A 15,276-nucleotide genomic window follows, 5' to 3' on the forward strand; every position below is an offset into this window, starting at 1 on the left:
TTTTAAATTTGAAAATTAGGAGGTTCATAATGGATAAACTATTAAATTTGTTTCGTGATATGAAAGTAGCAAAAAAGCTATTAATTTCATTCTTTGTAATTTTAATTGCGGCTGTGTCTATTATCGGAGGCATGTCTTATCAAACAGCCAAAAAGAATTTTGAATCGCAAATTAAGAGTAGTGCCAACGACAATATAAAAATACTGGATAATTTAATCAATCAAATGATTGATGCAAAATTTAATGATGTAAATAATTTTGCACGGGTGATTCAGGGGAATATGTATCAAGGAGATAATCAGGATGAATTAAGAAAAATGTTATCTCAATATATAAATTTGAATAAAGATGTTGAACAAGTATATGTTGCCGGAAATGATAAAAAATTTGTACAAGAACCAAATATACAAATGGCAGCAGACTATGATCCAACAGAGCGTTCTTGGCATAAAGATGCAGTTGCAAAACAAGGTGGTATTGTTGTTACTGAGCCATATAAGGCAAAAGGAAATGGACATATTGTCGTAACAATCGCAAAACAAACAGAAGATAAAAATGGGGTTGTTGCGCTAGATTTAAGTTTAGATAATTTATTAAAAACATCAAAGTTAATTAATATTGGTAAAAAAGGATATGCCTTCATTTTAGATGGAAAGCAAAAAATAATTGCTCATCCACAAGAAAAATCAGGGGAAAAAGCGGCTGATTCTTGGGCAAAGAAAATTTATGAAGATAATCACGGTGCTTTTTCATATTCTTATGGCGGTAGTGAAAAGAATATGGTATTTGCTACAAATGTAAAAACAGGTTGGAAAATTGGTGGGACTATGTACTCAAGTGAAGTAATTGAAGCTGCTCAACCTGTATTTTATAATATGTTAATTGTTATGCTTATCTCATTAGTAATAGGTGGAGCACTTATTTATTTTGTAACACTTTCAATTACGAAGCCTTTAAAGAGATTAGTTGTTACCTCTAAAGAAATAAGTGAAGGGGATTTAACGCAAACAATTGAAATTCATTCTAATGATGAAATCGGCCAACTTGCTAAAGGATTTAATGAGATGACGAATTCGTTACGGACGTTAATCGGAAGAATTAACGATTCAGCTGGGCATGTTGCAGCGGCATCAGAAGAGCTAACTGCAAGTGTAAGGCAAGCAAGTGAAGCGACTGAGCAAATCACAATCGCAATGGATGAAATATCAAGTGGGGCAACGACGCAAACAACAAGCGTAGAAAATGGCGCTATGTTACTGTTTGATGTAACGGAAGGAATTCAGCATGTAGCAAATAGTTCATCATCTATTAATACGGCTTCTGCACATGCTCGTGAAAAAGCAGAAGATGGTGGGAAACTAGTAGGAAGAACAGTAAACCAGATGCAGTCTATTGCAGAATCTGTGTCACAATCAGATGCAGTTATACAATTACTAAATAATAAATCAAAACAAATTGGTGATATTTTAGAAGTAATTCAAAATATTGCAGATCAAACAAACCTTCTAGCTTTAAATGCGGCGATTGAAGCCGCAAGAGCCGGTGAGCATGGAAGAGGTTTCGCAATTGTTGCAGATGAAGTGCGTAAATTGGCAGAGCAGTCTAGCGTATCTTCTAGTGAAATTAGTAAATTAATATGTGAAATACAAGATGATATGGGTAAGACAGTCAAATCTATGAATCATGTAAATGAGGAAGTTCAATCTGGACTTGTTATCGCAAATGAAACGAAGCAAAACTTTGCTGAAATTTTACAATCTACAAATGAAATAGCTAATCAAATTAAGACGATGGTTGAAACGGCTAATGGAATGTCAAAAGGGGCAAATGAAGTATCTATTTCGGTAGGACAAATTGCAATGACAGCGCAAAATAATGCGACAAGCACACAAAACGTTGCGGCTTCAGCTGAAGAACAGCTAGCTTCGATGGAGGAAATTGGATCCGCAGCGGGCACGCTATCTCAAATGGCTGAAGAGTTACAAGGACTAATTGACAGATTTAAAGTTTAATAGAGAACAGACTATCCCCTAGTAGCATTATGCCACTAGAGGGTAGTCTGTTTTATTGTGTAAAATCAAATAGGGATGTAGACTTTCTTTATGACGTTTAAAATGGCATTTTACATAATGTTTGTCGAAAAATAGAGGTATTTGTTAGCTTTGTGTATAATTATTAACGTATAGAATACAAATAAAAGGAGAGTATTATGGGAGTGTATTGGGGGACAAAAAGACATTCTTGGCTTAGTTACGTCTCATTTTGGCTAAGTATTTCATTTTTTATTGTTTTTCTAATTGAAGTGTTTATATTAAAAACACTTTCGAATAGCTCGGTACAAATTGTTAAATATTTTTATTTTATACTTGTACCAGTAAATATTTTTCTTAGTTTAAAGTTACTATTTAAGAAGAATGAAAAGAAAGCGTTACCTATTTTTAGTTTCATTGTCTCATTATTATTTGCAATTTTAATAATCGTATTAGTTTTAGCAGCTATAGGGAAGTTCTTTTAAGGGGAGTGGTATAAGTCACTCTCCTTTTTTATTTGTGGTAGTCTTATTATATGTAAAAGTATGAATGCTGTGAGCTAATAAAAGCGGAGAGTAGACAATATTTGCATGGATTAAAGCCTGTCGTTATTTAAACTTGTAAGAGTGTATGGAGTAATGAGGTAATATACATAATAATGGAGATAGAATTAGTTATTTTATAAGTATCTATGAAGCAAATGAATACGGTAAGAACGGTGATATATGGTACAATAGCTATGGATAGTGATAGAGATAAAGGGTATATAAAATACTCATCGTTTTTTAGTAAGAGAGGGGTTATCTTATGCTATACGAGGATTTGGAGACATTATTTCAAACAGCTCCGAAAGAAGATAGAGGCGGATGGAAATATATAATCCAAGAACAAAATGATACATATAAAATTGTTGATGAAATACTGAAAAATCAAATGAGTGTCGAATTGTATTTTAATGAATACGATGAGGTGAAAATCACTTTATATAAAGATGGAATTCCCATTACGACTATACAAAGAATTGTGATTTCAAAAGTTGAATTAGACGAAGATGAAGAAGGTATTCAATTTGTTTTAGAGCGCATGCCTAGTCGAATGATCCGGTTGCAGTTAAAGCCGTATTTAGCATTAGAAATGGGACCGTACTGGGAAGTATGTGATGATTGTGAATGAACATAAAAAAGCATCCAATAACATGGATGCTTTTTTATGTTTTTTGAAGTTGTTTAAACGCAATGATTGGAAGTATAACAATACTTACCCATCCGATGATAGGATATAGAATATGAAGTAAGTCACTGTAACCGATGTAACTAAAGCAATAACTAATTAGTAAAATGAAGAAAATAATATTGTGATTTTTCCACCCAGTAATAGATTGCATCTGTTTTGTCATTCCGAACACATTACCAACTAAAGTTGTGAAAACTTCACCGAAAATAATGAGAACGAAGAAGAAGTGAAAAGTTGCATTAAATCTTCTTATGACTTCAGCCATTGGGATGTTATATTGATAAAATTGATCGACTGATAAGATTGCTAAATGGCTGCATAATAAAATTAAAGAAAGTCCAGCACCACCTAAAATCCCACCCCAAAAAATGGCTTTTCGATCCTTTACTTCACTGGCTAATGGGACGAGAACACTTTGGGCGAGAGAAAGATTTAAGGCGACATATGTAATAGGGCTAGTAATCCATTTCATATTCCAACTCTCTGCAGGAATAGTGTTATTAATGGAAGGTGTACCGTGAAAAAAGGTTGTAATAGCAAGTCCGATAATAAAAATCATCATAATAGGTACGACAAGTGTATTTACTTCAAAAACACCTTGTAATCCGCGGCTACTTATAATGAGACAAGCGATAACTGTAATGAGAATACCGAGTTGTCTTGGTAAGCGAAGTTGCTCTTCAAATACTGCACCAGCCCCTGATAACATAACGCTCGTTACGCCGAATAAAACGAGTAATAATAATGTGTTTACAACATTCCCAAATACATCCCCAAATAAATATTTGTTAAATTCTTGCGCTGAAAATGCCCCGATTTGTGATGAAAGTAACATCATCTTTGTGCCGAGCCAAATAAAAAAAAATCCACTTACACATATGCCAATTGTCCCGTATAATCCATTCACTGTGAAAAATTCAACAATTTCTCGTCCAGTAGCAAATCCAGCTCCAACGACAGTTCCGATATAAGTAGCAGCTACTTTCTTTGCTACTTGCCATTGTTGATTGTCCATGTTATCCCTCTTTCTACTATGATGAGCTTGATGTACTATTATGCATATGTATGAGCTTGGACAATTAGACGTATGAAGTGTTTGAAAAAATACATGAATTAAATGATATTAGGGAAGTATTAAAGGTGTTAAAACTTTGTTACATATAAGCCGATTGTTCGAAAGGAAAGGGAATGTATGGTAAAATGTAATTAGGTTATTAAAAGATAAACATTACAAAATGATAAGAGGAGTGGATTGTATGAGTACGAAAACAAATGTTGTTGAAGTATTAAACAAGCAGGTAGCAAACTGGAATGTGTTATATGTGAAATTACATAATTATCACTGGTATGTGACAGGGCCACACTTCTTTACATTACATGAGAAATTTGAAGAGTTTTATAATGAAGCTGGAACGTATATTGATGAGTTAGCAGAACGTATTTTAGCTTTAGAAGGTAAACCATTAGCGACAATGAAAGAATATCTCGCAACATCTAGTGTCAGCGAAGGGACAAGCAAAGAATCTGCAGAAGAAATGGTGCAAACATTAGTGAATGATTATTCTGCACTTATTCAAGAATTAAAAGAAGGTATGGAAGTTGCGGGCGAAGCTGGCGATGAAACATCAGCTGACATGCTGTTAGCAATTCATACAACATTAGAACAACATGTATGGATGCTAAGTGCATTCTTAAAATAACGATAAAAAATATAAAGAAACCCATTGAAAAATTATTTCAATGGGTTTTTTTATGATTTTTCAGTTTTCTTTTATGCTATAATATAGTAAAAAGGAGGCGATGCGATGTTTCGCTTTTTCAGAACTGGAAAAGAAGAGCGGGAAATTACGAAAGATGAATTAGAACAAGCGATGGCTCAGTTTTTAGAAACGAATGCTAATATCGTTTATACAGTATTAGTAAATGAAGATTATACAGTAAATTATGATTTGTTAAAACCGTATTTACCTGCATTTCCAACAAATGATTTTCTCATAACGAAGGAAACGCTTGAGGTATTTGAACATACAGCAGAAAATTTAAACCTAGTGAAAGAAATTGATGTCGTACAAAAAGCAGTAGATCAATACGTAACAGAAAAAGAAATGTTCCCAATTGTTGAAGGTAGCGAAGATCGCCTCATATGCGGAATGAAACTAGGACCTTACTTAAATCGTAGCTTAAAAAGAGACTTATATATTTCAGAAAAACATTATTTAGTTTCAAGTAAACCAGATAGAAAAAAACAAAAGAGCGGGTAGACGTAATGAAAACAACAATACATATATTGTTGTCTTTTTTTGTTTGTTAAAATATTGACTTTTCAGTTTATTAATATTTATATTAAATGTATTGGACAGAGAAGGATAACTATTAAGTATCATTCGGAGAATAAGATATTGCTAGGGCGAGTTATATAAAATCTTCACAAAGTGGTATAAAGATTCGCAAAATAAATATTATAAAAAGTTTCGGGGGAATTGGTACATGAAAAATAGTATGACTTACATTCAATTATTAAATGAAACGTTACGTTGTTATGCAAATAAAGGAAGTTTTGAAGCGTACAATTATATAATGGAAAACGCTACAGGTGTAATAGGGAATGAGGCGCAAATATATAATTTTAAGTATGCGCTCGCAAGTGCATCAGGACTTGAAAAAGAAGCATTACATTTAATGAGGAAGGCCATTATAGAAAAGGGATTCTGGTATGGAAATGAATATTTAATTTCCGACGAAGATTTAAAATCACTACATAAATTTAAAGAATTTCATACAATGGTGCAATTATGTAAAGAAAGAGAAGAATTAGCACATAAAAAGGAAAGACCAGATGTGAAATATATATACAGCAAGAAAGAGGGGAAACTACTACTTACATTACATGGTGACCAAGAAAATATTCAAATAGTAGAGCCATATTGGAAATCAGTTTTGGCACAAGATTACACGTTAGCTTTACCACAGTCTTCACAAATTCAGTTTTCAGATGGATTTGTTTGGGATGATATAGAGAGAGGGAAAGAAGAATTAAAAGAGCATTACAATAAGTTTATAGAAAATCATACAGTAGAAAATGTGATAATTGGTGGTTTTTCTGCAGGGGCAAGAGTAGCTTTATATACGATTTTACAAAAAGATATAGATGTAGATGGTTTTATTTTTATGGCACCATGGCTTCCTGAGATTGAAGAATGGGATGAGTTGCTAAGAGTGCTGCAGGATAAACATATAAAAGGATATATAATATGCGGGGATCAAGATGAAGATTGTTTCGAATCCACGCAGCAATTTGTACGATTATTAAGAGATAAGAATATAGAACATAAGTATAAAGTTGTGCCTAACTTAGATCATGATTATCCTATTAACTTTGATGAGCTATTAAAAGAAGCTATTGAATATATAGGAAATAAAAACAATAAGTAGTAAGAAAAAGAGATGCATCATATGTGATGCATCTCTTTTTAGAGTTATAAATTAAAAGCATTTGCTAGTAAGCGATAAGACTTTAATTTATGTTCAAATTGATGGGTAATCGTGACAATCATAAATTCGTCAGTATTGTATGCTTTGCTTAAGTTTATTATTTTTTCTTTTACAGAAGACGGATCACCAACAATCATACGTTGACGATTTTCTTTTATACGGAATAAATCATAAGCACTGTATGAATAATTTTGAGCAGTTTCAATAGAAGGTGTACCAGTAGTTCGTTTTCCTTGCTCTAATAATAAGATTGATAAATCTAAACTAGAAGCAATTTTTTCCGCTTCTTCATTTGTTTCTCCGCATATAACAAAGATGGCAACGATTGAATTAGGCTTATCTCCTAAAAATGAAGGCTGAAATTGTTCTTGGTAAGCCCTCATAACTTCAGGGCCTCCGAAGCCATTAATAAATTGTGCAAATGCGAAAGAAGCTCCGTTGTTTGCAGCAATTTTAGCGCTCTCTCCGCTAGAACCGAGCATCCACATTTCAGGAGATGTTGGGATAACTGGAGTAGCTTTTAAGTTTGCATAGTGATGGTTTTCTGGTATTTGATCATGTAAGTACATTGCAACGTCTGCAATTTGTTCTGGATATTGATCAAGTGAGACCATTTTCCCTTCTTGAAGTGCGCGAGTTGCTATTGGCATACCACCAGGAGCTCTACCAACACCGAGATCGATGCGGTTCGGATACAGTGCTTCTAGAACACGGAAATTCTCAGCAACTTTATATGGGCTATAATGTGGTAACATAACACCACCTGAACCGACTCTAATACGGTCCGTTTTTGCTGCAATATGAGAAATAAGTATTTCTGGACTTGAACCAGCTAAGCTTACGGAATTATGATGTTCGGATACCCAAAAACGTGTGAATCCGAGTTTTTCAACTTCTTGTGCAAGCGTAACTGTATGTGAAAAAGCTTGGGCTGCTGTGCTACCATCTGAAATAGGTGATTGGTCTAATACACTTAACTTGATCATAGAATATACCTCTCAATCTTAATGTACATCCTATTATATATTTACTTATGAAAAATGCGTAGTGAAATGCTCAAAATGAAAAGCGGATAATCCTATTTCCGCTTTTAACGAGAAAATCCGCGTTCATAATGATTCATTTCGACCAGATTTAAAATATATTCATAGTTGTCAATTTCACATTTTAGCTGTTCACGTTCTTTTTCAGATAGTGTTATATTGCTAAGTTTTTTACATAAGTTTTGTTTCTTTAATTCTAAATGCTTTTTTGTAGCGTGGTAATCATAAGTATGTTTCATTTTTTAGTCACTCCTTCGTTGCGGTTGCTATATTATACGAAGCATAAAGAAATATGAAATCTGTCTCTTATGTACTTTTAGTGAATATTCAAATTGCAATGGTGTTATGTTTATGGAGATTTATGAATAAAATGCACTAAACCACTAACGTCCATTTGATGAAGTAAGGGGTGGAATTGTGCAGAAAGATATAATGTATAACACTGAAATGGATGAAGCGTTAAAAGTTATAGATAAAGGATTGAAGAAGACGATAAATCCAAAACAAATTATTGTAGTGGGAGCTGGTATGGCTGGATTAGTTTCAGCATCTTTATTAAAGGCTGCAGGACATGATGTGAAAATTTTTGAAGCAAACAATCGGGTAGGTGGCCGTATAGAAACGGTTAGAATGGAAGATACCGGATTATATTTAGATGTCGGAGCAATGAGAATTCCGTATTCGCATACATTAACGATGGCTTATATAAGAAAATTTGGGCTACAGGTGAGTCCATTTATTAATAGAAATGAGACGGATATTATATACGTAAATGGACGAAAAACGACGTTGAAACAATATGAAAAGGATCCAAGTATTTTAAGGTATCCTGTGGAAATGAATGAAGTGGGAAAAACGTCTGAAGAACTATTGTTATTAGCAGTACAGCCGATAATAAATTTTATTAAAAGAAATCCAGAGAAAAATTGGGATGTTGTAGTGAAGGACTTTGGGAGATATTCCACAGGACAATTTTTGAAGTATCACCCTTATCAGTATAATACTTACTTTTCGCCAGTAACAATTGAGATGATTGGTGTTCTATTAGATTTAGAAGGTTTTTTGGAACGATCGTTTGTAGAGACTTTACGCTTTCTATACATTATGCAAGAGGAGAGCGGATTTTGTGAAATTGTGGGTGGGAACGATAGATTGCCAAAGTCATTTTTACCGCAATTAGAAGAGAATATTATATATAATCAAAAATTAATGAAGCTACATCAACACGATAATGGTGTGACAGCTTTCTATCGGAACGAGGAAACTTTTGAATATAGTAGTATTACAGGAGATTTAGTTATTGTTACCATTCCGTTTTCGACAATGCGTTTTGTAGAAGTAGATCCGTTTGATTCTATATCTCATGAAAAATGGAAAGCAATTCGTGAATTACATTATATGCCTGCGACGAAAATAGGAATTCAATTTAAAAGCCGATTTTGGGAAGAACAAGGACAATTAGGTGGCAGAATTATAACAGATTTGCCAATTCGTTATGCCTATTATCCAAGTTATGGAATTGGTGAGAAAGGACCGGCTATGATGTTAGGTAGCTATACATGGTCTTATGACGCATTGTTATGGGATGGTTTATCAAAAGGTGATCGTATTTATTACGCATTACACAACTTAGCAACAATATTAGGTGGTCAAGTGTATGATGAGTTCATATCTGGAATATCAAAAAGCTGGACATTGGATCCGTATGCGCTTGGAGGATTTGCACTTTTTCAAGCAGGTCAAGAATCTGAGCTGCAACCAGCGATTGTCAAACCAGAGGGGAGAATATTCTTCGCTGGAGATCATACAACGCTATATCACGGATGGATTCAAGGTGCGATTGAATCTGGAATTCGTGTAGCGGCGGAAGTGAATGAGTAAAAGGTTTTCAATTCAGAAAATTCTTTACTATATAACTTGAGATGGATATTATTATATATAAAAGAATTATGGGGAGTGTTTACAGTGAATCCGTTATTATTCGATTTTCCTTCTGAATTTTATACTGACAGGCTTTTTATTCGAATGCCGAAACCAGGAGATGGTAAAGTTGTATATGATGCAATTCAGGCTTCAATAGAAGAACTAAAACCTTGGATGGTGTTTGCACAAAAAGAGCAAACAGAGCAAGAAATAGAAGAAAGTATTAGAAAATCACATATTCAATTTTTGCAACGTGAGGATTTAAGATTACTAGTATTTTCGAAAGAAACAGGTGAATTTATTGCTTCAGCCGGATTACATCGTATTAATTGGGATATACCTCAATTTGAAATCGGATATTGGATTGATACAAGGTTTAGCGGAAAAGGCTATATGGTAGAGGCTGCGAAAGGTATAACGGATTACGCTTTTTCTGAATTGAAAGCAAACCGTGTAGAAATTCGTTGTGATTCTTTAAATAAGAAGAGTAGAGCGATACCTGAGAAATTAGGCTTTAAGTTAGAAGGTACGTTAGAAAGTGCGAGTGTTACGGTAGATGGAAACGGATTAAGGGATATGTGTGTATTTGCCATGACTAGAAATACATATGAAAAAGAAGAGCTGTAAGAAAACAGCTCTTCTTTTTATGCATTATGGTACAGGATGCCCATTAGAGCTTTCGAAAATTGTAAACCATTGTTGACGGTCTAAGTTAACGTTTGTAGCAAGAGCAGCCGTTTTTACGCGATCTAATTTACCAGAGCCAACGATTGGCATCATATTAGCTGGATGAGCAAGTAACCAAGCATACATAACCGTATCGATACTAGAAACACCTAGCTCAGTAGCAACTTTTTGCATAGTTTCACGTACACGTACGGCGCGTTCTGATTGACCAGTAAAGATTTCCCCACCAGCAAGAGGTGACCAAATCATTGGATTGATTCGTTTTTCTTGGCATAAATCAATTGTCCCTTTTTCAAAATGCTCAAGCTGCAATGCAGAAACTTCAATCTGGTTCGTAATAAGCGGGAAATCTAAGTACGAACTTAACATATTAAATTGTGAAGGTAAGAAGTTAGATACACCGAAGTGACGAACTTTTCCTTCTTGTTTTAATTGTGAAAATGCTTTTGCCACTTCATTTGGATCCATAAAAGGATCGGGACGATGAATAAGTAATACGTCAATATAATTTGTATGTAAATTTTTCAGTGATGCTTCTACACTTTGCATAATATGCTCTGCACTAGTATTGTAGTGAGCAACATATCGCTCTGGAAATTTCGGTGATGGGGGAGCGATTCCACACTTTGTAATAATTTGCATGTTTTCTCGTAAGGAAGGCTTTAATTGTAAAGCTTCGCCAAATAACCCTTCACACGTATATCCGCCGTAAATATCAGCGTGATCAAAAGTAGTAATTCCCATATCCATACAATCTTCAATGAAAGAAAGTAATTCTTGTTTCGTCATATTCCATTCTGCTAAACGCCAAAATCCTTGAATAATACGAGAAAATTCTAGCGTTTCAGCCATTTGAACTCGCTCCATTATAAGTACCCCCTTGATGAATAATAATGTTTTGAAAAGGCTTTCTTACTACATGTTATTATATAGTTAATTAGGTGTACAGACAATAAATATGTTTTGCTACAAAAATGATTTTCTCTATATGCTATAATGTAGAAACATATAGCTATAAGGAGAGGTACGAAATGATTCCAGTAACAATATTAACTGGTTTTCTTGGATCAGGGAAAACGACTTTATTAAATCGTATTTTATCAGAAAATCACGGTAAGAAATTAGCGGTGATTGTAAATGAAATAGGGCAAATTGGCATTGATAATCAGTTGATTATGAATGTAGAAGAAGAAATTATGGAAATGACAAATGGCTGTTTATGCTGTACTGTACGTGAAGATTTACTTGTTGCTTTAAAACAGTTACTGGACGTAAAAGCAGAAGGGAAAATGGATTTTGATGGTTTAGTAATTGAAACGACTGGACTTGCAAATCCAGGGCCGATTATTCAAACATTCTTTTTAGATCCAGTCATTCAATCTGCATACCAAATTAACGGTGTTGTAACGGTGGTAGATAGTTATCATATACATAAACATTTTGAAAAAGGATTAGAGGCAAAAGAGCAAATTGCGTTTGCGGATGTCGTTTTAGTAAATAAATTAGATTTAATTGAAGAGAGTGAGAAAGAAAATCTCTTGCATGAAATTCAAGGAATTAACCCGACTGCAAAGTTAATTGAGGCGACTAACTGTGAGGTAGATATACCATCTTTATTACAAATCCAAACGTTTAAAACAAAAGATACGTTGCAAATTTACCCTCATAAAGAACATAATCACTTAGAAGGTGTGAAATCATTTGTATTACGTGAAGAACGTCCGCTGGATTTACAAAAGCTTAATGAGTGGATGTCAGCTGTCGTTCAAGAGCTAGGGGAATATTTATATCGTTACAAAGGAATTTTATCGATAGACGGAGTAGATAAACGTATCGTTTTCCAAGGTGTACATACGTTATTTGCCGCTTCGTACGATAGAGAGTGGCAAGAGGGCGAAGAGCGAGTAAGTGAAGTAGTTTTCATCGGAAGAGATATTAATAAAGAGTGGTTCCAAGAACATTTCGAGGAGTGTGTGAAATAAGTCTGCGTAAATTGCAGGCTTATTTTTATGAGCATTCTATTAGATTGCAAAACAGAATTAAATAAGGGAAAGAAATTAAAAATTGATAAATGTATAATAAAAAGCCTGTTTTCACAGGCTTGTATTTTCGTCTATTAGTAACTCCATTACAACACCTACAACTGGACCTTCATCATCAATATCACCATTTAAGCGGAAACCAAATGATTCATACAGTCCCATTGCAAGTTTGTTGTCTGGATGTAAACTTAAGTAAATTATTTTGCATTCAAATTTTTCTTGTAAGAATTGAATGAGTAAGCGAAGGAAACGTTTTGCGTATCCTTTTCCTTGATATTGTTGGTCAATCATAAAGCGATCGAGCCATACACTTTTATGTTTTACTGAATACCATCCATACATTGCATAACCTACAAGTGTTTCTCCATCATATAAACCTACTGACATTCCGTTTCCTTCATATAATGATTCTGCTAAAGAAAACGCGTTACTTTCAATAAATTGTTGCTGATCTTTTGCGACGTCTAAAGCAACTACTGAACGCCAATTTTTTGCTGTTACTTCACAAATGTGAAGATTCATAATTCCAACTCACCTTCTAAATTAATATAGCTTTAAAGCTAATATGGATAATTTTACTTGTTATTTTGGTCAAGTCAAGGATAAATACATAAAAAGGCAGCTGAATACTAGATTCAGCTGCCTAGAAAATATAATGGATTAGTTTGTTGCTTCTTTCAATGTGTTTACGTTTTCTTCCATTAAAGTGAAGTAATCTTTATTATTTTTTGCATCATCTTCAGAAACAGTAGCTAAGTGATTTAAGCGTAAAACTGTTGTACCAGTTTCTTTTTGAATAACAGATGCTACTTTTGGAGTAGAGAAAGTTTCGAATAAAATATATTTTAGATTATGTTCTTTTACTGTTTTTGTAATGTCAGCAAGCTGTTTTTGAGATGGTTCATCAGAAGCTGAAATTCCAGCGATAGGAATTTGTTTTAGGCCGTATCGTTGTTCCCAGTAACCATAGGCAGCATGAGAAACTAAAATTTCTTTCGTTTTTGCGTTCGCTACAGCTGCCTTAAATTGATCGTCTAAATCAGTAAATTTAGTTTGAAGTGCTGCAAAGTTTTTTTCGAATTCTTTTTTATGTTCAGGTTGTAATTCTACAAGTGCATTTTTAATTTTTTCTGCCTGTTTCATTGCTAGAGTAGGATCTAACCAAACATGTGGGTCTTTATCGTGATGATGTTCATCTTCTTTATGGCCATCTCCATGATCATGATGCTCTTCTTCAGTAGAAGCACGAAGCTCAATACCTTTAGATGCATTTACAATTTTAACATTTTCTTTTTGTAATGTTTTTTCCATTTTTTCAGCAAATGGTTCTAATTCAGCGCCGTTATAAACGAATAAATTGGCTTTTGCAACTTGTACTGTTTGTTTTTGACTTGGTTCAAATGTATGTGAATCTGCACCAGGTGGGTAAATTGCTTCAACATTTACATAGTCGCCACCGATTTTCTTTGCGAAATCAGCAAGTGGGAAAATCGTTGTATAAACTGTTAGCTTTCCATCTTTCTTGGCATTACTTTCTTTTTTATTTGAGCAGCCAGCGAAAATTAAGATAAAAATAAGTAAGAATGAAAATATAGTCAATCTTTTAGGCATGAAGTTCTCCTCTTTTCTTTTTTACGGATATATTTTCCCCAATTATAGAAGAAAAATATCATTTTAATACAAAACGGAATAATTACGTTTTAGTTTGCGAACTTAGTATAATACATCTTTAATAAAGTTGCAATAAATAATAATCATTCCGATTTGTTTTTGTTATAAAGTTGTCAAATATAGGTGTATTATTTTTGCAAATGCATGCATATGTGACAACGCTGTTTTCATATATTGAAAAGGAGGTAAAGAGGGGGATGAGCGCTTGGGTTACTTAATGGAAGCTATTTTATTAATATTAGCGGTAGTATTGCCATTATCTTTCGTATTAATTTTTTTAAGAAGATTAATAAGTAATTTAGGGGACGCTACAACAATAACGAAATTACAAGAGAGAGATGAGAAAAAAGAGTGAGTAAAGCACTATGCGTACGCATAGTGTTTTACTTGTGGTAAAATAAGAGCAGGAAACTCCTAAAGGTTGTATTTTACTGAAGGAGAGAAAAGTAAAATAAGAGGTATATGCATATATGAATAAGCGAACAGCGTTAATACTTGGTGCAAGTGGTTTAGTTGGACAAGAGATAACGCGTCTATTACTTGAATCAGATTACTACGATTCGGTTACTATTTTTGTAAGAGAGCCAATGCAATTGCAACATGAGAAGTTACAGCAGAAACAAGTTGATTTTTCGATATTAGAGGAATATAAAGAGTTCTTTGCTGTGGATGATGTTTTTAGTTGCTTAGGAACAACAATAAAAAAAGCAAAAACAAAAGCAAATTTTAAAAAAGTAGATTATGAATATACGTTACGAGCTGCTTGTTTAGCTGAAAAACAAGGGGTGCAAAATTTCCTTGTTGTGTCTTCTATGGGAGCGAATCCTAAATCATTTTTCTTTTATTCACAAGTGAAAGGAAAAATGGAAGAAGAATTGCAAAAGTTAGTGATTGGTGGTATTCACATTTTTAGACCATCATTATTAGTAGGAAACCGACAAGAATTTCGTTTCGGCGAACGAATGGCTGAAAAGTTATCTCGTATTATTCCTTTTATTTTTAAAGGGGCTTTCAAAAAGTATAAACCAATTTCAGCTAAAGATGTGGCGAAAGGTATGTATATAACCGCGCTGCGAGAAGAATCGGGTATCCATACTTATAATTCAAATGAAATTACAACGATAGAATAAATAAAACCGAGAAGAATGACTTCTC

General features: G+C 33.8%; 17 protein-coding genes. 11 read left to right on the plus strand and 6 right to left on the minus strand.

Annotation, left to right across the window (positions count from 1 at the left end):
* Positions 1-29 precede the first annotated feature (29 nt).
* From BM089_RS05700 to BM089_RS05715, 3 genes are all read left to right on the plus strand, one after another.
* Entirely contained in the window at positions 30-2,012 is a 1,983-nt protein-coding gene (locus tag BM089_RS05700) for a HAMP domain-containing methyl-accepting chemotaxis protein (RefSeq protein ID WP_000359515.1), read from the plus strand.
* Between the two features lie 197 nt (positions 2,013-2,209).
* Positions 2,210-2,515: a hypothetical protein gene (locus BM089_RS05710; RefSeq protein WP_000539571.1), complete on the plus strand. Its 306-nt coding sequence runs from the start codon at positions 2,210-2,212 to the stop codon at positions 2,513-2,515.
* Positions 2,516-2,837: 322 nt separating this feature from the next.
* Positions 2,838-3,203, plus strand: coding sequence for a DUF3979 family protein (locus BM089_RS05715; RefSeq protein WP_000965063.1), 366 nt, complete (start codon positions 2,838-2,840; stop codon positions 3,201-3,203).
* 34 nt (positions 3,204-3,237) lie between these two features.
* Here the strand turns inward: BM089_RS05715 and BM089_RS05720 are convergent, their stop codons facing one another.
* A complete protein-coding gene (locus tag BM089_RS05720) occupies positions 3,238-4,278 on the minus strand; it encodes a YkvI family membrane protein (RefSeq protein ID WP_000370207.1) in 1,041 nt (346 codons plus the stop codon).
* A gap of 241 nt (positions 4,279-4,519) precedes the next feature.
* Between BM089_RS05720 and BM089_RS05725 the strand changes: the two genes are divergently transcribed.
* The 3 genes from BM089_RS05725 (at position 4,520) to BM089_RS05735 (ending at position 6,695) form a co-directional block, all read left to right on the plus strand.
* The gene (locus tag BM089_RS05725) at positions 4,520-4,963 is read left to right on the plus strand and encodes a Dps family protein (RefSeq protein ID WP_000105199.1); all 444 of its coding nucleotides are present in this window, start codon (positions 4,520-4,522) and stop codon (positions 4,961-4,963) included.
* Between the two features lie 105 nt (positions 4,964-5,068).
* Positions 5,069-5,524 (plus strand): DUF3939 domain-containing protein, encoded by a 456-nt coding sequence (locus tag BM089_RS05730; RefSeq protein ID WP_000488209.1) that lies wholly within the window; start codon positions 5,069-5,071, stop codon positions 5,522-5,524.
* A 226-nt stretch (positions 5,525-5,750) separates the two neighbouring features.
* A complete protein-coding gene (locus tag BM089_RS05735) occupies positions 5,751-6,695 on the plus strand; it encodes an alpha/beta hydrolase (protein ID WP_000798326.1) in 945 nt (314 codons plus the stop codon).
* A 44-nt stretch (positions 6,696-6,739) separates the two neighbouring features.
* Here the strand turns inward: BM089_RS05735 and BM089_RS05740 are convergent, their stop codons facing one another.
* Positions 6,740-7,741 carry an LLM class flavin-dependent oxidoreductase gene (locus BM089_RS05740; protein ID WP_000594038.1) on the minus strand — a complete coding sequence of 334 codons (1,002 nt, stop codon included), beginning with the start codon at positions 7,739-7,741 and terminating at the stop codon, positions 6,740-6,742.
* A 104-nt stretch (positions 7,742-7,845) separates the two neighbouring features.
* Entirely contained in the window at positions 7,846-8,037 is a 192-nt protein-coding gene (locus tag BM089_RS05745) for a DUF3896 domain-containing protein (RefSeq protein WP_000683362.1), read from the minus strand.
* A 178-nt stretch (positions 8,038-8,215) separates the two neighbouring features.
* Here BM089_RS05745 and BM089_RS05750 point away from each other — a divergent pair, with 178 nt between their 5' ends.
* Together BM089_RS05750 and BM089_RS05755 are read left to right on the plus strand one after the other, a co-directional pair.
* Complete coding sequence (locus BM089_RS05750; RefSeq protein ID WP_001168111.1) at positions 8,216-9,679, plus strand: flavin monoamine oxidase family protein; 1,464 nt, start codon at positions 8,216-8,218, stop codon at positions 9,677-9,679.
* An 84-nt stretch (positions 9,680-9,763) separates the two neighbouring features.
* Positions 9,764-10,348, plus strand: coding sequence for a GNAT family N-acetyltransferase (locus BM089_RS05755; RefSeq protein ID WP_071731031.1), 585 nt, complete (start codon positions 9,764-9,766; stop codon positions 10,346-10,348).
* A gap of 24 nt (positions 10,349-10,372) precedes the next feature.
* Here BM089_RS05755 and BM089_RS05760 read toward each other — a convergent pair whose 3' ends face one another.
* Entirely contained in the window at positions 10,373-11,275 is a 903-nt protein-coding gene (locus tag BM089_RS05760) for an aldo/keto reductase (protein WP_000442793.1), read from the minus strand.
* A gap of 164 nt (positions 11,276-11,439) precedes the next feature.
* Between BM089_RS05760 and BM089_RS05765 the strand changes: the two genes are divergently transcribed.
* Positions 11,440-12,390: a CobW family GTP-binding protein gene (locus tag BM089_RS05765; RefSeq protein WP_000613426.1), complete on the plus strand. Its 951-nt coding sequence runs from the start codon at positions 11,440-11,442 to the stop codon at positions 12,388-12,390.
* Positions 12,391-12,501: 111 nt separating this feature from the next.
* Here the strand turns inward: BM089_RS05765 and BM089_RS05770 are convergent, their stop codons facing one another.
* Positions 12,502-12,972, minus strand: a complete 471-nt coding sequence (locus BM089_RS05770) for a GNAT family N-acetyltransferase (protein WP_001048674.1) — start codon at positions 12,970-12,972, stop codon at positions 12,502-12,504.
* Positions 12,973-13,110: 138 nt separating this feature from the next.
* Positions 13,111-14,061 (minus strand): metal ABC transporter substrate-binding protein, encoded by a 951-nt coding sequence (locus BM089_RS05775; RefSeq protein WP_090976251.1) that lies wholly within the window; start codon positions 14,059-14,061, stop codon positions 13,111-13,113.
* Positions 14,062-14,326: 265 nt separating this feature from the next.
* On the opposite strand from BM089_RS05775, the gene BM089_RS30975 reads away from it, so the two are divergent.
* Both BM089_RS30975 and BM089_RS05785 read left to right on the plus strand, forming a co-directional pair.
* Entirely contained in the window at positions 14,327-14,476 is a 150-nt protein-coding gene (locus BM089_RS30975; RefSeq protein WP_000540932.1) for a hypothetical protein, read from the plus strand.
* Between the two features lie 115 nt (positions 14,477-14,591).
* Entirely contained in the window at positions 14,592-15,251 is a 660-nt protein-coding gene (locus tag BM089_RS05785) for an oxidoreductase (protein WP_061661203.1), read from the plus strand.
* The last annotated feature ends 25 nt before the right edge of the window (positions 15,252-15,276 follow it).

The organism is Bacillus sp. 5mfcol3.1, from assembly GCF_900114335.1.
Classification (GTDB): Bacteria; Bacillota; Bacilli; order Bacillales; family Bacillaceae_G; genus Bacillus_A; species Bacillus_A thuringiensis_S.